Annotated in this window: 11 protein-coding genes; 4 read left to right on the top strand and 7 right to left on the bottom strand. The window is 38.5% G+C overall.

Annotated features, from left to right (window positions below):
- Positions 1–45 precede the first annotated feature (45 nt).
- Entirely contained in the window at positions 46–780 is a 735-nt protein-coding gene (locus ACST15_RS04820) for a dioxygenase family protein (protein ID WP_459453533.1), read from the bottom strand.
- Positions 781–944: 164 nt separating this feature from the next.
- On the opposite strand from ACST15_RS04820, the gene ACST15_RS04815 reads away from it, so the two are divergent.
- Positions 945–1,661: an SDR family oxidoreductase gene (locus ACST15_RS04815; protein ID WP_459453532.1), complete on the top strand. Its 717-nt coding sequence runs from the start codon at positions 945–947 to the stop codon at positions 1,659–1,661.
- A 168-nt stretch (positions 1,662–1,829) separates the two neighbouring features.
- Positions 1,830–2,780, top strand: a complete 951-nt coding sequence (locus tag ACST15_RS04810) for a carbohydrate kinase family protein (RefSeq protein WP_459453530.1) — start codon at positions 1,830–1,832, stop codon at positions 2,778–2,780.
- A gap of 139 nt (positions 2,781–2,919) precedes the next feature.
- On the opposite strand, the gene ACST15_RS04805 is transcribed toward ACST15_RS04810, so the two are convergent.
- Complete coding sequence (locus tag ACST15_RS04805) at positions 2,920–3,810, bottom strand: sugar phosphate isomerase/epimerase family protein (protein WP_459453529.1); 891 nt, start codon at positions 3,808–3,810, stop codon at positions 2,920–2,922.
- Between the two features lie 175 nt (positions 3,811–3,985).
- Between ACST15_RS04805 and ACST15_RS04800 the strand changes: the two genes are divergently transcribed.
- Positions 3,986–5,068: a Gfo/Idh/MocA family protein gene (locus ACST15_RS04800; RefSeq protein WP_459453528.1), complete on the top strand. Its 1,083-nt coding sequence runs from the start codon at positions 3,986–3,988 to the stop codon at positions 5,066–5,068.
- Positions 5,069–5,126: 58 nt separating this feature from the next.
- Here ACST15_RS04800 and ACST15_RS04795 read toward each other — a convergent pair whose 3' ends face one another.
- Complete coding sequence (locus tag ACST15_RS04795) at positions 5,127–7,166, bottom strand: S9 family peptidase (RefSeq protein WP_459453527.1); 2,040 nt, start codon at positions 7,164–7,166, stop codon at positions 5,127–5,129.
- 70 nt (positions 7,167–7,236) lie between these two features.
- On the opposite strand from ACST15_RS04795, the gene ACST15_RS04790 reads away from it, so the two are divergent.
- Positions 7,237–9,270: a M13 family metallopeptidase gene (locus tag ACST15_RS04790; protein ID WP_459453526.1), complete on the top strand. Its 2,034-nt coding sequence runs from the start codon at positions 7,237–7,239 to the stop codon at positions 9,268–9,270.
- Positions 9,271–9,621: 351 nt separating this feature from the next.
- Here ACST15_RS04790 and ACST15_RS04785 read toward each other — a convergent pair whose 3' ends face one another.
- The 4 genes from ACST15_RS04785 to ACST15_RS04770 form a co-directional block, all read right to left on the bottom strand.
- Positions 9,622–11,067, bottom strand: coding sequence for a RagB/SusD family nutrient uptake outer membrane protein (locus ACST15_RS04785; RefSeq protein WP_459453525.1), 1,446 nt, complete (start codon positions 11,065–11,067; stop codon positions 9,622–9,624).
- An 18-nt stretch (positions 11,068–11,085) separates the two neighbouring features.
- Positions 11,086–14,235, bottom strand: a complete 3,150-nt coding sequence (locus tag ACST15_RS04780) for a SusC/RagA family TonB-linked outer membrane protein (protein ID WP_459453523.1) — start codon at positions 14,233–14,235, stop codon at positions 11,086–11,088.
- A 176-nt stretch (positions 14,236–14,411) separates the two neighbouring features.
- On the bottom strand, positions 14,412–15,842 hold the full coding sequence (locus tag ACST15_RS04775; RefSeq protein ID WP_459453522.1) for a SusD/RagB family nutrient-binding outer membrane lipoprotein: 1,431 nt from the start codon (positions 15,840–15,842) through the stop codon (positions 14,412–14,414).
- Between the two features lie 21 nt (positions 15,843–15,863).
- On the bottom strand, positions 15,864–19,070 hold the full coding sequence (locus ACST15_RS04770; RefSeq protein WP_459453521.1) for a SusC/RagA family TonB-linked outer membrane protein: 3,207 nt from the start codon (positions 19,068–19,070) through the stop codon (positions 15,864–15,866).
- Positions 19,071–19,087: the final 17 nt, after the last annotated feature.

The following is a 19,087-nucleotide window of genomic DNA, read 5'->3' as shown; positions in this document are numbered from 1 at the left end:
AACATAAAAAAGAGGCCGGAGCCTCTCATTTTTAGATTTGCTAAATTATACGGCTATAAAAATGGTATGATTCAGATCATATCCACCCGATGAATTGGAACTTACACTGGCTAATTCATTTGACAAAGAATCCTTTATGATTAAATCCGTTGTGTTTTTAGTGGAATTTTGTCCATGTATTTTGTATAAATCTGTAGCATATACGGCTGTATTAATCTCTTCAGGAAAGGCAATTTGCGTGGTTAGTTTTAACACATTATTCACATAAATTTGAGCATGAATATGGGTAACTCGCCCTTGGTACCAACCTGGGTAGATCGTTGTGAATTTAGCAATTCCATTAGCATCCGTGGTGGCTATACCCCTACAAAATGTTTTAGCTGTATTATCTTGTGTTCCGAGATATCCCGAATTTATATATCCAGAATAATATCCATCCTTATCACAATGCCAAATGTCTACTCTGGCATTAGGAAGTAATGCGCAATTAGCGTTGACATTTTTAATGGCAATTGTCATATTCAAAGGAATTCCTGTTTTCCCTTCCGTAATATCCGCATGGGTTATACTAGCGTCTCTTTTATTATACAAGGGAAATGGACCATCAGTTTCAGTATCTCCTACTTTACATGCACTGGTAGATGAACTTGAGCTGGAACTACTTGTAGAATTTGAAGAACTAGCAGGACTTAGCGTTTCTTCTGATTTACAAGCTATCATAGCTGCAGGTCCCATCAAAACAGAGGCCCCAGCTTTCCATATAAAATCTTTTCTTTTCAATGTCTTATCCATTTAAGGTGGCGGGTAACTATTCGTTGAAATAAAGAAAACATTCACAAATAAATTTCAACAATCGGTATAAGCCCAAAACAAAAAGTCGAAATCAAGAATCTTGGCGATTTGCATATCATTTCAAATCCTTATCTTAGAAAAAAAATAGAAACATGTCACAAAAACCTCCTGTTGCCATTATCACGGGTGCCTCCAAAGGAATAGGGAAAGCCTTAGCACTCTTATTGGCAGAACATAATTTCCAATTAAGTCTTATTGCTCGAAGCAAAGGAGAACTAAAAGATCTTGCAGAAAGCATTGCTGAGATTGGTCACCGGCCTTTATATTTTGTGGGCGATGTGGCCGACGAAAGCTTTGTAAATTATGCGGTAGAAAAAACAGCGCATACGTTTCAAGGCATTGATTTCCTAATTAACAATGCCGGTTCTGGGGTTTTCGGCCCTACCGAAAGTTATACAGTAGAAAACTGGGACCAAATTTACAATACCAATGTAAAAGGAACATTTCTATTTTCTAAGGCGGTATTATCAAGCATGAAAACTGCCAAAAAAGGTCATATCATTTCCATTGCATCGGACGTTGCTAAGCGTGTGTTTGATGGTGGATCTCTTTATTGCTCCTCTAAATATGCTCAGCACGCTTTTACGGAAGCATTGAGAAAAGAGGTGAGAAAAGACGGAATCAAAGTGTCCACCGTATACTCCGGATTGGTTGATACCATGTTTCACCCAGAGCCTCAGGGAGATGCTAGCCATCAAGCTTGGTTAACATGCGAAAACATGGCAGACAGTATTTATTTTATAATGAATCAGCCTGCGAACGTGGTTATCGATGAGTTAATGATCCACCCTTTGTCACAAGAATATTAAATAAGCATACCTAACATTCGATAAAAAAAGTGAAGCTTTGGGACGATTTTGACAGATACAATTTCCAAGTTCTGGCATTGGAAGATTATTCAATCGATCATAGTCATTGTTATTGAGTGAAACATTTCCATTGTTTTTCGTTTTGAAAGTCCTTAACCTGATTTCCCTATGAGTGTACTCTGTATTGGCGAAGCCTTGATTGATATGATTTGTACCGATAAAGGATCCACTTTAGCGGCTGGAGAAAATTTTCTTAAAAAACCTGGAGGTGCTCCCACGAATGTAGCGGCGGCCATTGCGGCACTTGGTGGAGAAGTCTATTTAAGTGCCAAAGTAGGCAATGATCCCTTTGGAAAGCAATTGCAAGATGTCATGAACAGCTTTGGCGTAAATACCCAGCATGTGCATTTAGACCATCAATATTTTACCACATTTGCTTTTGTATCGCTTATGTTGGATGGAGAGCGGGACTTTGTTTTTAACCGTGGGGCAGACGCACAATTGACGGTAGAAGAAATAAAATTGATTGATTTAAATAAGCAAGATATCATTCATTTTGGTTCAGCTACCGCTTTTTTGGATGGAAACTTGAAAGCCTCCTATTATCATTTACTTCAAGAGGCCAAGGCACTAGGGAAAATTATCAGTTTTGATCCCAATTACCGACACCTATTATTTTCTGATAAACAAGAAAGTTTTATTGAGCAATCCTTGTTTTTCCTTCAAAAGGCCGACTTTATTAAGTTAAGCGATGAAGAAGCCATGCTAATTACCAAGACAGATTCCTTAGAAAAAGCTACCCAGCAGTTGCTTCAATGGTGCAGGGGTGTTTTTGCCATTACATTGGGTAAAGAAGGCACCCTGTTAGGCTTAGCCGGTGAAACTTTTATTGTTCCCAGTATTCCCATTAAACCCACAGATACAACCGGTGCAGGAGATGCCTTTGTAGGGGCTGTATTATTCCAATTAAATGAAGTACGAGTAAAAAACCTAGGCCAATTAAGTCAGGCAGATTGGACCAAAATTATATTAAATGCTAACAAAGCTGGGGCAAGAACGTGTGAATATATGGGGGCCATGGAAGCATTCCGACATTTGAATTCCAATATCTTTGATTAATTTCTGGTGCCAGTAGATTGCCTTAGAAATAAAAAAACTGCCTTTGGTCTAAGAAATACATTTCATTAGAAAAAGGCAGTTTATTTTTCAAGTGCACCAGTTTTATATCATGGCGGATTCTTAGGGGATATTTAGGTATTTATAAAATTTTATCCAAGGCACTTTTACCCAAACGAATGCTCTCAAATGCATCTTTTGGCATATCATGCTCCAAGAAATAGTGTTTAAGTCCGCCTATGGAAGCAGCTTTAAGGATAGGTTCATAGTTCACAATTCCTTGTCCTACCGGAACAATGTTTTTATAATCCGTATCAAAGTCTTTAATGTGACAAAGAGGGAAACGACCTGGCTGTTTTTTGAATAATTCAATGATATTCTCTCCAGCTTTGGTAGCCCAACCCAAATCCAATTCAAATTTTAATAAATCAGCTGAGATTTGACTAGAAAATACATCAAAAGCCCTTTGGCCATCAATCACTTTGAACTCCGCATCGTGGTTGTGATAACAGAATGTTAAGCCCGCTTTCTTGGCTAATTCCGCTGATTTACCTAATATATCCACCGACTCCGAAACTTCAGATTTAGACTCTATCGGTATATTGGCACATACCAAATAGCTCAATCCTGCCTCAGCTGCATTATCAACAATTTGACTTGCATCTGTTTTCAAGGTAAGTAATTTGGGCATTTTACTTGAATCAAAACCTGGACGAGGTTTGAAGGGTGCTCCCAAAACATGGTGTGAAACCCAATTCAATCCTAAATTATTGGTCAATGAACGAAATTCTTTCCCCGTATAACCATAAAACATAGGCTTAAAACTAAAGGCAGATTCCAATTCCTTTATTCCTAAATCAGCTACTTTCTTCAAATTCCCAGGAACATCTTGATCAATCACATTGAATAAAGTGAACAATTGAAGGCCTAGAGGCTTGGATGTCAGCATCTTATCCAAGGCTCCTGATTTTGATAAAAATAAAGATGAGGCAAACAGGGTGCTTGATTGCTGAATAAACTGTCTTCTTTTCATGATTTTCGTGTTTTAATGCTACAAGTTTAATGTATTATTTTGATACAATAAAATATGTTCGACCAGAATTCAAGTCATCGCTTAAATAAAATGTAAGAAAATCACAAAAGCATACAGGCCTTTTCTATTTATCCCCCTTTCTTTTTAATTTCACTTATCAAAAAATGGAAGAGCAATGAGTTCAAAAAATAAATTACGCGTTTTAGTAGTAGGCTGTGGAAATATGGGAGCCTCTCATGCCATGTCTTTTCATACGCATGAGGGTTTTGAGATTTGTGGATTAGTTTCTACGGGAGCCAGCAAAGAAAAATTAAATCAAGAATTAGGCGGTGCATACGATTTATACTCCGACTATTTGGAAGCCTTAGCTATCACTAAACCGGATGCTGTTTGTATTTCTACCTATCCAGATACACACGAGGCTTATTCCATTGCTGCTTTAGAGGCAGGCTGCCATGTTTTTTTAGAAAAACCTATTGCGGATTCATTAGCTGGGGCCGAAAGGGTTGCCGAAGTAGTTCGCCAAACAGGTAAAAAGCTGGTGGTTGGTTATATCCTTCGTCATCATCCATCTTGGATTAAATTCATTGATATAGCCAAAGGTTTAGGAAAACCTTTGGTTATGCGCATGAACCTAAACCAACAAAGTCATGGATACATGTGGGATGTCCATCGTAATTTGATGAAGAGTTTAAGCCCAATTGTGGATTGTGGGGTTCATTATATAGATGTGATGTGCCAAATGACTCGTTCAAAACCGGTTCGCGTAGCGGCTATTGGTGCTAGATTAACCAACGATATTCCAACGGGTAATTACAATTATGGCCAGCTGCAAATTCATTTTGAAGATGGTTCAGTAGGTTGGTATGAAGCAGGCTGGGGACCCATGATTTCTCAAACGGCCTATTTCGTCAAAGATGTGTTTGGACCTCAAGGCTCTGTCTCCATCGTGGCTAAGGAGGCGGGAGGAGAAGGAAAATCAGATTCGGTAGAATCGCATACCAAAACAGAATCACTTCGGGTACACAAGGCTGACATCAATGCTCAAAATGAATTTACCCAAGAAGACGAATGGATTAATCTATTGGATGAACCTGATCACCAAGGTCTATGTGATCGAGAGCAAGCGTATTTCTACGATGCCATCACCCAAAACTGGGACTTAACAGACCACGTGGCAGATGCCGTAAACAGTTTGAAAATTGCATTTGCTTGCGATGAGTCAGTAAAAACAGGCAAAATGATTGAGCTTGATTAATGAATTCCATATACAAAACAAAAGCCCAAGCTGAATCAATGGCTTGGGCTTTTTGTTTTTATTTCAAATAAGTAGCTAACCAATTTCGTATTTCTTGATAATGAAACCGAGAGTTTTCAGCCTTTAAAATCCAGTGGTTTTCTTCTGGAAAAACAATCAATTTACTCGGCACTTTTTGTCGCTGCAATATACTCCAGTTTTCAAGTGTATTATTAATCGGCACCCGGAAATCATTTTCCCCGACTGTCAAGAGGATAGGCGTTTTAAAATTAGCCGCAAATCGCATGGGATTCTGTTCCTTCCAAGTTTTAGTAGGTACCCAAGGTGCTCCTCCATTCATCAATTCCCTTCCCCAAATGACATCAGATGTTCCCCATTGCGCTTCAGAATTGACTAAACCAGCATGTGCAATCAAACATTTAAAATGACTGGTTGTAGCCTGCATCCAATTAGCTAAATGGCCACCATAACTTGCTCCTCCGGCGGCTTGTCTACTTCCATCTATAAAGGAAAATCGCTTGATAGCATCATTTGCTGCATCCAATATCTCTTGGCCAGGTCCTTTGAAGGGATCAAACTGGATATCCTGCGTAAATTTTTCGCCATAGCCCACCGAGCCGGTATAATCGGTCATGACAATGACATACTCGGTACCTGCCAGGATATATGGATTCCATCGATACCCATACGTATCTTTAAATGAAATGGCTGGGCCACCGTGCATTAATACGAAAAGAGGATACTTTTTATTCGGATCAAAGGAGGCTGGTTTTAATAAAAAGCTTCTGATTTTCTTTCCTCGACTTGTTGTCCAAAAAACTTCGGCATCTTTCAGATCATAATTTTTAAGGAATGCTTGATTGGCTTTTGAGATGGCTATTTCTTTATCAACATGATGTACAAAAACCTCGGAAGGACTTGCCATACTCTCGTAAGCATATGCAAAAACATTTTCCTGTTGGGATAAGGAAACCTGATTGAATGAACCTTTTTGACCGCCCAAAACAGGCTGAAAAGTCCCATCTTGTAAATTCACTCGAATCAAGCGATCTACGCCCTGATCCTCAATGCTCGCAATCAAATGTTTTGTGGATACTTCTAGTTGATTAATGGGACGATCTAGGGAACTTAACAACTCCGTTTTATTTGACATATCAGGCCAATTGAATCGAAATAAATGGTCTAGTTGATATATCTTATCCTGATGCACACTTCCGGTGGCTAAAGCATATTTCCCATCCTTTGAAAAGTAGATATTTGAATAATCCCATGAATCCTTTACTAATAAGGACTCCTTTCCACCCTGTATATTAAGCTGATAAATCTTAGATGTTGAAAATTGATACGCAGTGGTATTATAATCGGTGCTGGCAATAAAAACTACCGATTGGTTATCAGGAGACCATTTAAATGCCCCTAATTGAAATCCTGGGGATTGAACCAAACTTAGCTCGCTAAATAAATTACGAACCTCTTTGGTTTTCAAATCCAACAAAAAGACATGGGTTTGTTTTTCATCTAGCCAGCTATCCCAATAACGAATGGGGAAAGAAGTATAAACCCTGGCTTTGTATTTCAATTTCTTTTTTTCCTCTGACTGTTTTTTATTCAAAGAATCACTAAAAACTCCAGGAAAAACCCGAGAAGAAAACAAAATTTTACTTCCATCCGAGCTTATTTGTGGACTTCCAATCCCTAAAGAGAAGTTGCTTACTCTTTGGGCATCTCCGCCCGCAAAATCTAAACTATATAATTGAGCAGATTCATCTCCTTCACGTTTAGCGGTAAAGAAAATTTTCTTCTCCGTGGGATGCCAAAAGTAATTGTCTTCACCGGCCTTTGTTTGGGTGATTTTTCTAGGAGCTTGCGTTCCATCTGTTGAGGCAATCCACAAGTCACTGGTATTGGATTCTGCCTCATAAGAAACTGCCTGTTGGGAATAAATGACCCATTGACCATCTGGACTTATTTTGGGAGCCCCTACCCGCTTGAGCGAGGTCATGGCTTCATGACTCATGGTTTTCAAAATAGGCTGTTGAGCCAATGTAGAGCCTATTGAAAGAATTAGGATGAAAGAGAATGATAACAATTTGTTCATCGATGAAGTTATATGAGTTTATCTTGAATTTATAAAAAAATCAACAAACTAAAAACAAACTAAACAACTTATGAAGACAATTTACCGATACATTGTTTTATCAGGAATGATGCTGAGTTCAGCACATTTGTTAGCTCAAAGCCCAGCCAAATTCATTGACAAAGCTAACATGAATACCAAGGTTAAACCTGGTGATGATTTTGCTGAGTATGCCAATGGTACTTGGGTTAAGAATAACCCAATCCCTGCTAAAGAAACTAGGTGGGGAAGCTTTAATGAGCTAAGGGATTTTAATATCAATGCTGTTAAATCCATACTAGAGGACCTAAAGTCAAATCAAAAGAGCTTTCCACTGGGCAGTATAGAAAGACGAGTAGCTGACTTTTATACGGCGGCCATGGACAGCCTGATTATAGAAAAATTAGGCTATACACCCATTAAAGCGGATTTAGATAAGGTAAGTGCCATTTCAACAAAAAAAGAAGTGCTAGATGCCCTTGCTCAATTTAGAGTTTCAGGTATTGGTTCTCCATTATTTGGTTTTGGAATAGGACAAGATCGAAAAAATGTGGAAAAAATGGTACCTCAACTGGCCCAAGGTGGGACTACCCTTCCAGATCGTGATTTTTACCTGAAATCTGATGTTCGTAGTGCTAAAGTTCAAGAGGTGTATAAAAACTACATCAAAACTTTATTTGAATTAGTAGGGAATCCATCTGAACAAGCTAAAGCAAACGCTGAGATAGTTTTTGGTTTAGAGAAGCAATTGGCCAACGCACAAATGTCAAGAGTGGAAATGCGTGACCCATATAAAACCTATAACAAGTTTGCTTGGAATGAATTTCAGCAAAAGACAAATGAAATCGATTGGACAGATTTATTTGCTCAAATGAATGTTCCTAAACAAGACTCTATTCTAGTTTCGGCTCCAAAGTTTTTTGAAGAGGTCAACCGACTAGTTAAAGAAACTCCCATTAATCAATGGAAAGTTTATTTACAATGGTCTATTTTAAAAGGTTCTGCCCCCAATTTGAGTAGTCCTTTCGTAAAAGCAAGTTTTAGTTTCAGTCAATTATTGACTGGCCAAAAGGTACAAACACCCCGTTGGCAGCGTATGTCAAGCCTTACGGATGGCACCGTTGGTGAATTACTCGGACAATTGTATGTTAAAAAATATTTCAAGCCTGAAGCTAAAGAGCGTATGAAGGTTTTGATTGAGAATCTAAGAAAGGCATTTGAAATCCGAATTCAAAAGTTGGATTGGATGAGTGATGTAACTAAACAGAAAGCATTGGATAAATTACATGCTTTCACCCCTAAAATTGGTTATCCTGACAAATGGAAAAATTATGAAGGTTTAGAAATTTCTGGAGATCAGTATTTTCAAAATCTTAGAAATGCCAGCGCTTGGGGCTTTAAAGAAAATGTTAGTCAAGTTGGAAAAAAAGTTGATCGTAACCGTTGGGGCATGACCCCTCCTACCGTAAATGCGTATTATAGTCCGGTGATGAATGAGATTGTTTTCCCCGCAGGTATATTACAATTCCCATTCTTTGACCCGAATGCAGACGACGCAGTAAATTATGGAGGTATTGGTGCGGTTATAGGCCATGAAATGTCGCACGGTTTTGATGATTCAGGAAGTAAATATGATAAAGACGGCACTTTACGAAATTGGTGGACAGACGAGGATTTGAATAAGTTCAAAGCAAAAACAGCTCTTTTAGGCGCTCAATTTGATGCCTATACTATTTTAGATACCATACATGTCAATGGCAAATTGACCATGGGTGAAAATATTGGTGATTTAGGTGGGCTAAATATGGCTTATGAAGCCTTCAAAATGACGGAGCAAGGAAAATCGAAGAAGAAAATTGATGGATTTACACCAGATCAGCGATTCTTTTTATCCTGGGCGCAAGTTTGGCGTGGAACTACCCTACCCGAAACAGCTGCACAACTGATTATAACTGATCCACACTCTCCCAACCAATACAGAACAATTGGTGCACCAGTGAATATGGATGCTTGGTATAATGCATTTAACATTAAACCTGGAGATAAATTGTATAAAAAACCAGAAGATCGAATTAAGATCTGGTAATTCGACTGATTTATAAATTTAAATCCAAACGCCTCCGAATAATCGGGGGCGTTTTTTTATACCTACAGGGAAAAGGCTCGGCCTTTTAAATAAATATATTCTGAATCTTTGGTATAAATTAAATCCTAGAAACATCTTCAAATAACTTCTTATCAAATCATTTAAATTAATTTAACCAATAGGTTATTAAAACCTTAAAGGGTTTAATTATTATCATCAAAATTAAAGAAACATCTATTGACCTATTTAATATCAAAAAAAATCACTTCATTAAAAGATTATACTACCTTAGGAGAGGTATAAAAAAAGGGCTTGTCGATGACAAGCCCTTTGTTGTAGAAATCACATGAATTACTTACCAATACCAGGGTTGGTTTGAGTTTCAATCAATGGAATTCCATAAATATAACGTGGATCCGTTGGAGGGATGATCGCTCCAGCACCGAATGAATTTATTGAGTCACCTCTACGCAAAACATCATTAGTACGGAAACCTTCTGCAAGGAATTCGATACGACGTTCTGTCAAGATTGCCCTTACCACATTAGCTTTAGAATCTAATCCAGTGAATACATAAGTAGGATCAGAACGCTTGTGTACAGCATTCAAGATATCAATCGCACGATTGATGTTTCCACCTTCTGCTTCAGCTTCCGCAAGGTTCAATAATACCTCAGCATAACGGATGTTTGGCACAAAATCGATGAATGGAGACACGCCACTAAACTTAGTTGACGAAGGAAACTTCGCAATGGTAGTAGTAGGCACTGTCAACTTAGTCTTACGATCATCCGTAGCAGTAAATTGAGGATTACTATAGATACCTGTTGGACCTTGATTTAAATAATACTCCACGTTTCCTGCATTAAAATAGAAGCCCAATTGGTTTTGGGTACCCGGAGGGTTTGTCGCATCCATTGGGAATGAGAAAATCGACTCAGTAGTAGTGTATGGTGCTTTGAACACAGCAGATACGTCTGCTTGCAAAGTATGCGCTACACGAGTATTAGATCTATATGGAGCTGTTGGTGAAACAATTTTATTTGCTTCAGTAATTACACCTGCATAATCTCCTTTAGCTAACAAAACACGAGTTTTCAAAGCAATAGCCGTGTTTTTATGTGCACGAGTTGTGTTCAATAAAGCCGATGCATAGCTATCAGGTAGCTCCGTCTCAGCCTCATTCAAATCTTTCAAGATTTGGTCATATACTTGAGCAACAGTACTTCTAGCTAAATTATTATCCGCAGAGGAAGTCTGTCCTTTCAGACGCAAAGGCAAGCCCGCAGAAGCACCCTTATCTAAGATATAAGGCTTCGCGAAGAATTGTACCAAAGAGAAGTAAGTCAAAGCACGAATGAACTTCGCTTCACCACGGTAATTAGCCGCCAGTGTAGAAGATACTGCATTTGGATTCGCCGCAAGACCTTCCAAAAACAAATTAGCACGGTTGATAGTCAAGTAACCTTGAATCCAAAAACCAGCTAAATAAGTATCTGATGGATCTTGGTTACCTTGATACGTTGAATAACCTGTTACGGAGTTAGTCGTACGGTTAACAAATTCTTCCGCACGAATATCATTATAGATCAAGTAACGACCACCGAATAAGCTACCACTTTTAGCTGATCCATATAAACCATTTACTTGAGAAAGCACGCGAGCTGGGGAATTAAAAACTGTCGCATCAGACAAGTCTAATTCAGGAACTGCACTAAGAAAATCCTTACTGCAAGAGGAAACTGTCAAAGCCAAAGCGATGGTCAGATATCCAATTTTATTTGTGAATAATTTCATTTTATCTATCCTTTAAAATTATAAACCGATGTTAATACCAAATGTGAACGCTCTAGCTTGAGGGATTGAGTTTCTTTCAATACCAGAAGCTAGGTTAGAATCTCCATTGGATGAGATTTCTGGGTCAACACCTTTGTATGGTGTTAATAGGAATAAGTTCGTAGCCTGAGCGTATAGACGTAAGCTAGTAATTCCTAAACGACTTAAATCAGCTGGGATTTTATAACCTAAAGTAGCTGTTTGTAAACGTAAGAAATCTCCTTTTTGGATGTTAGCATCAATCAAGAATGAAGATCCATTCGATACGTTATCTCCGTAAACAGCGCGTGGAATCTCAGTAATATCTCCTTCTTTTTTCCAAGATTTCAACACATCAACCGAGTTATTCCATACACGTTGGTCACGTAGACCCGCTTGAGAACCATTGTAAATGTAGTTTCCTCCTGAGAATGTAAAGTTCAAAGCTAAGTCGAAACCTCCATACTTAAAGGTATTATTAAAACCACCATAGAAAGTAGGAAGTGTATTTCCTAAGATTTGTTGCTCAGAGGATGGAGAAGTTGTAGCCTTACCATCTAAGGTAGTCCAAGCCAATGCACCACCTAAATGCTGGTATTGTACCTTAGTTCCATCTCTCTTAATATAAATACGGCGACCATTTGCTGGATTAACACCATCCGTTTTAACACCATAAATTTGAGCTGCTGAGTAACCTACTTTGGTAATAGAAGTAGCCTCTAGACCGGAAGTATTTGTCAAAATAGGTGTGTTAGCATCTACCAATGATGTTACCATGTTTTCGTTGGTAGCAAAATTTATGTTGGTATTCCAGCTGAATTTACCTGTATTGATAGGCGTTGCCGTTAGAGCAATTTCAAAACCTTTATTATACATCGAACCAACGTTAGCTAAGATCGAGTTACCTGGAATACCTTTAGAAGGTGCTTGAGGCACGTTCAAGATCAAATTGTTGATATCCTTATAATAGTAGTTCGCTTCTAATGTAATACGATCGTTTAAGAAACTAACATCCAAACCTACGTTGGTTTGAGCTGAAGTCTCCCATTTCAAATCCTTGTTACCTGCTTGGTTAAATGATAAAGTTGGGATAGATCCGTATAAACCTGATCCAAAGGTAGAATAGGAACCATAGGCATTCGGAACATTACCGTTACCTACTTTACCATAACTTGCCTTTAAACGGAAAGAAGAAATAGTGTTTCCTAAGTCCATATTTTTGAAGAACTCTTCCTCAGAAACAGTCCAACCTAAAGACACACCACCAAAATCTCCCCAACGATTCTCAGCAGATAAAGCTGAATTACCATCACGACGAAGGTTACCGCTTAAGAAATACTTTCCTTTGAAGTTATAACTCACGTTAGCGAAGTATGCCTCATAAGAAACTTGTGAAATTCCATTACCAGCTGCCAAGTTAGTACCAAAGTTTCCTTGGAAATCAGTAAAGAAGAAATCAGCTAATGTTTGACGTTGTGCACCCCAGTTTAACACACGGGTTTTTTGAACGTCTGAACCTACAATGGCTGAGATATTATGCTTTTCTGCTAAAGTAACGTTGTATTGTAAAGTATTGATCCAGTTCCAGTTGTCCGAACGAGCCGTATTGTTATAGGCATCTCCTGAAGTAGACCAACCATCACCATTGTATGGGTTAAAGAAACGGATATTTTCCGTATTTCTACGATCCCAAGAATAGTTTGTCTTAGCCGTTAAACCTTCTAACAAACGAATCTCTGCACCTAAATTGGCGATTAAACGCGTATTTTCAGATGAAATTTTATCTAAATCACGAACCACAGCTGCATTAGGAAACTGAGCAGGTAATAAATTGTTTAAACGACCAACCGTATTGTTTTCCAAATTGTAAGAACCATCTGGTAAATAAGCAGGTAAGTTAGGAACTTGAGCCACAGCAATACGACCCAAACCCGATGTATTGAAGGCTCCTCCAGCATTTGAACCTGACATTGGTGCCTTGTTATACGTATTCGAGTAGTTGAAATTAGTAGTTAACTTCAACCATTTTGTTGCTTGGTGATCCATATTGAAACGACCAGAACGACGTTGGAAACTGTTGCTTCTCAAGAATCCTTCTTGATCTGAGTATCCACCAGAGAAATAATAAGTAGTCTTATCATTTCCTCCAGTAATAGTCATATTGTGATTTTGAGAAAAACCTCTTTGATATACTTCCTTATACCAATCTGTATCAATCAAACTGCCATCTGGATTGTAATTTGGTAAAAATGATTTATTTTCTGAGTTACGTTGAGTGGAAGTAACTGCATTTGGATTCAATAATAACGCATTGGCGATAGCCATGTTCTTATGATCCATATATTGCTGAGCGTTTAAAACGTCAGGTAAACGAACAGCTTCACTTACACCTGCCCAAGAATCAATTGATACTTTTGCTTTTCCTGATTTACCACGCTTAGTCGTAATCAATAAAACTCCAGCACCAGCACGTGAACCATATATAGCTGCAGATGCCGCATCTTTTAACACGTCAATGGACTCAATATCAGATGGGTTAATATCCGCCAATGGGTTATTCGTAGTGGAGTTAGCCGAAACGTTGTCAGTACTGATAGGTATACCGTCAATAACAACTAATGGGAATGAGCTTAGAGACAATGAGCTAAGACCACGTACACGAATTACAGGAGGGTTATTTAATAAACCGTTAGGCTGTGTGATATTCACACCAGCAGCCTGTCCCGTTAATCCTTGTGAAAAACTTTGAACGGGTCTTTCTGCGATGGTAGCTGCTTTAATGGTAGAAGCAGAACCAGTAAACTCAGTTCTTTTCTTGGTACCATAACCCACTACAACAACCTCGCTTAATTGCTTGGTGTCAGAAGCTAAGGCAACATCAACAACTGAACGATTTCCGATGGCGATAGTTTGGCTAGTGTAACCAACAAAACTAAAAACGAGAGAAGCTCCGTCTGCCACTTGAATGCTGTAGGAACCATCGGCAGCAGTGGTGGTTCCACGAGTGGAGCCTTTCGCACTCACACTTACTCCGGGTAATCCACTCCCATCATCTGATGAGGTTACCTTCCCCGTAACTTGTTTGTTTTGAGCCATTAGTGAACTGAATACAGTCATCACTAATACCCCAACGAGTAGTAGTTTTTTCATTTTTTTTAGTTTGATAAATGAGTAATAAGTTAAAGACTTTCCGCTCAAAAGCATAAAAATCCGCTCATAAATTAGTTAAACACGTTTATAAAGAAAAATGTTTTAGGAATTTTATAACAAAAAAAAGAGGGCTTTTTTCAAAGCCCTCTTTTTTTATTGAAAAAATCTAAATTATACTAGAATTTATCCCAATACAATTTAGTTGTAACTACGTCACCACCAATGGCAGAAGCAGCAGCTGTATAATTAGTTCCGTTCAATGTTTGCTCATTAGCAGCATAAGTTAAACGAGTTGGGAAACCAGACTTAGCACCAACTGGAGCAGAAATCTTAGGTTGGTCTAAACGACGCAATTCAACCCATCCATCATATGGTCTATTATACAAAGCAATCCACTTTTGAGTACCGATTTTTTGTTTCCAATCACCAGCAGCAGTAGCATAAGCTACAGAAGGCTGAGCTAAATAAGCATCAGCATCAGCTGCAGAACCACCCCAATAGATGATTGAAGCACGAATCGCATTATTATAGTGTGATTCTGCAGTACCAGCTACATTAAATCCTCTTTCTTTTGCTTCAGCACGTAAGAATTCAGTTTCAACATAATCAGCCAATACACATGGAGCAGAAGCATCAATGATTTTAGTACCAGCACGAGAGAAATCTACGTAAGTATTACCTTTTCCTACAATTCCACCAGCATAAACACCAGCATTGTTTGGAGTAAAGTAAGCACTTGTACGTGGATCATTCCATCCTAATAATTTATCCATCAAATCTTTACCAGCGATATAGTCTGAACGACCTCCCAAAACGATATCCACATATAATGGGTTTTGGTTAGGAGAAGCAGCCATGTAGGTAAATAAACCATTGTCAGCTGCTGCTGAGATAGCACCTGCATCAGAAGCTTCCACCGCAGATTTAGCCAAATTAGCATCTACATCTGCTTGAATCATACCAATCTTCATACGAAGGGTATTAGCAAACTTCAACCATTTTGAAACTGAACCTTTGTAAATCAAGTCCTCAGCCGATGCAAAACCAGCAGCCGATGTATTGATTTTAGAGATGTCTGCATTCAAACGATTGATTAAATCCGTAGAAATGGTTTTAGCATCATCGTATTTTGGAAATAAAATAGCAGCATTTAAAGACTCAGAGTAAGGAATATTACCAAAAGTATTAACCAAAATACTGTAGGTATAAACCTCCATGATATCAATAATCGCTAATTTATTCGCTTTCTCACCTGGAGTTAAAGCAGCGTCTGCACTGATCAATTTTGCTGACTCACGTAAATCCGCGATAACGTCACGGTACATGGTAGTCCACCATCCTTGAGGAATGTTACGTGTTGCAAAATCATATTGAGCCTCATCTTGATATGTTGACATAGCCCAATGACTCACGGTAAAACGGAATACGTTAGTATTCACACTAGGAGAAGCTAAAGAACCAGAGATGGTCTTAACTGCGTTCGAGAACAAGGTAGGTGCAGGTACTGCAGCTGGCCTTTTAGTCTCAATATTTAATTGAGAAATATCTTCTGTACAAGCCGATGCAAGGAGCAAAAGTGGTACAAAAACTAAAAATATTTTTTTCATCTTTATCAAATTTTAGGATAATTAGAATAATAATTTGATGTTAAATCCAATCGAACGAGTAGTTGGATAAGCACCCGATTGATTTCCTTGGATGTTACCAGCAGAAAGGTTTTCCTCTGGATCAGCATAAGGAACATATTTCTGGATAATCCACAAGTTTCTTCCGAAAATAGAAAGATCAACTCCTTTAACACCTCCTAATTTACGTACAACTGAACTTGGTAAAGAGTAAACAATGTTTGCTTCTCTTAACTTGATGTAACTAGCATCGTAAACGAAAGCTGCAGCTGGGTTATAAGCATAACCATATGTACCATAATCATTTTCCACACGAATTGTATTAGCAGAACCATCCGCTAAAACTCCTGGCATGATTACACCACCACCTTCAGCAACTGGAGAACGAGAAGGATTACCTTTATCATTATTACCAACTGACTCAGGATAAACACCCGTAGCTTGACCATAGTATTGATCTAAAGAGAATACACTACCACCACGCTTCATATCAATCAAGAAGTTCAATGTCACATTCTTATACTTGAATGAGTTGTTGATACCACCAATCCAATCAGGATTTACGTTTCCGATATTGTTTGTTGTAGTAGAAGTCAAGTCATAACGACCATTAGCTTTAACCAATTTCTGACCATTTAAGGTCTTCCAAGTTCTGCCTTGTAAGATACCATATGGTTGACCTACTGAAGCATTTAGGCTAACACCACCTTGGAAAGTAGCTAACTGTAAGTTCTTGCTATCATTGTACAAGCTCAATACTAAACTTGTATTCTTAGTCCAGTTTACGTTAACATTCCATGAGAAATCAGCTGTTTTGATTGGGCTAGCATATAAGCTAACTTCAAAACCTTTGTTCTCAATATTACCAGCGTTCACAAAAGTACTTGAGAAACCTGTTGCAGAAGAAACAGATGCAGGTAAGATCTGATCTAATGTATTCGTGTGGTAATACGTTAAGTCAAAACCTAAACGGTTCTGTAAGAAAGCCATCTCTAAACCGATCTCCTTACTTTGAGTTTGCTCAGGCTTTAAGAATGGGTTGTTCTGAGTCGATGGAGCAGAGAACAAAATGGTTGAACCAAATGGATCTGGTTTGTCATATACGTTCTTGATTGATCCCCAAGGAGCATCATTACCTACTGTTGCATAGTTCATTCTCAATTTACCTGAAGTCAACCAAGGAAGATCTTCAATGTGGTGAGAGAATAACCAGCTAGCTGAACCAGCATAGTATAAGTAAGCATTGTTTGCCACTGGCAAAGTAGACGACTTATCCTGACGGATAGTACCATCTAAGGTTAAGAAATCCTTGTATGTCAAAGTTAAACCTCCAAAGATACCAAATACCTCACGTGGTTGATAACTTTCTCCCGGAGCAGAAACAGTACCTCTTGAATTGGCAATTGAATATAATCCTGGTACAATTAAACCGCCATTGGTTCCAGCAGAAATCGAACGTATATAAGATTTACGTAAGTTCAAACCAGCTAATGCTTTTAGGTTTAAATCTTTTACGATTTCTTTGTCAAAATTTGCCATTAAATCGTAGTTAAGCTCTTGGAAGGTACGATCAAAACGGGTATATCCTGGAACGCCTTGGCTACCAACCGCAATACGCTCTTCTTGGAACTCATTATAAGTATCCACAGTCACACGACCCATGAAATTCAAGAAATCAGCTGCTTTGTAGTTAACCATCGCATTTCCAAAAAGACGAGAACGTGTATCGTTCTGGTAGTTTTGGTAACGAGTCCAATAGTAGTTATCTGTATAGATTGGCTTCAAACCTGCCGCTGATGATGGATCAGACCAGTTCCAAGTTACGTTTTGTTGATTTCTGAAATAAGCTTCTTTTTGCTCTAAGATATCAACGTTAGTTTGATACCACTGACGGAAGTTTTGGTTAACGTTCAAACCACTATAACCAGAACCATAACGCCCTTTACCTTCAATCACTGAGAAGTTAGCTGCAGCAGATGCTGTAACTTTTTTAGAGATATTATAAGAACCAGCTAAATTCATGATGTTCTTAGTTACGTTAGAGTTAGGTAAAGTACCACGCTCATCGTTGCGTGTATAACCTAATTTGAAAGTACCTTGATCCGTAGCTCCATCTAATTGAACGTTAACGTTATTAGAAATAGCCGTCTCATAAAATTTAGATGGCGTATTAGTAGCTGCTACATATGGTCTAGCTTTCAAGTAGTTTGGACCAGCTGGATCAAAAGCGTCCCACTGATAAACCATTAAAGATGGATTGAACTTAGTACCATAAGAAGCATCTTCTGCTGTATTGATAACTAAATCTTTTACTCCATCACCATTGGCGTCAAAATATAAGAAACCATCTTTTTGATATGGATCAGAATAACCAGCACCATATTGGTTTTGGTAAGTGGCAAAGGTAGATTTATCAATTGTTCCTACTGTTAAACCAGCATTAATTGTCAAACCTAATCCTTTTTTCGCTTTTTTAGAAGTAATCATGATGACACCATTGGAAGCACGAGAACCATAAAGAGCTGTTGCAGCTGCACCTTTCAATACCGTCATAGACTCGATATCATCTGGGTTAATATCTGCTGCCGCATTACCATAGTCATAACCACCACGACCCGTTTGTTGGTTACCCGTGTTTTTGTTAGTGTTATCTACTGGTACACCATCTACTACAAATAAAGCCTGGTTGTTACCAGTTAAGGACTTATTTCCACGAATAACGACGTTGGTAGAACCACCAATCGCATTTCCCTGAATAATTTGAAGTCCTGCTACTCTACCTGATAAAGCAGAAAATGCATTACCTGTTCTAACACGAGTCAATTCATCTCCTTTAACCTGCTGTGCAGCATAAGGTAATGAGTTTTTCGTACGTGTTAAACCTAAGGCCGTTACAACTACCTCGCTTAATTCCGCTGCATCAGCCACTAACACCACATTGATCGTGCTTTGACTTCCTACAGAAATTGTTTGAGCTTTGTAACCAACAAAGGAGAACTGAAGAGCCGCTCCATTGTCAACACTGATTTTGTAAGAACCATCAGCTGTGGTAGTTACACCACGCGAGGTACCTTTAAGGCTAACACTAACGCCTGGAAGCGCAGCGCCATCCTCTGAAGCAGTTACTTTACCGGTAACCACCCTTGATTGGGCTAGTAACGAACTGCACGCAGTCGTTACTAGTGCCATCACTAGTAAGAGTTTTTTCATGTTGATTAGTTTATTTA

This window comes from Aquirufa sp. Wall-65K1 (assembly GCF_054558475.1).
This window is presented reverse-complemented; position numbering and strand designations above follow the sequence as displayed.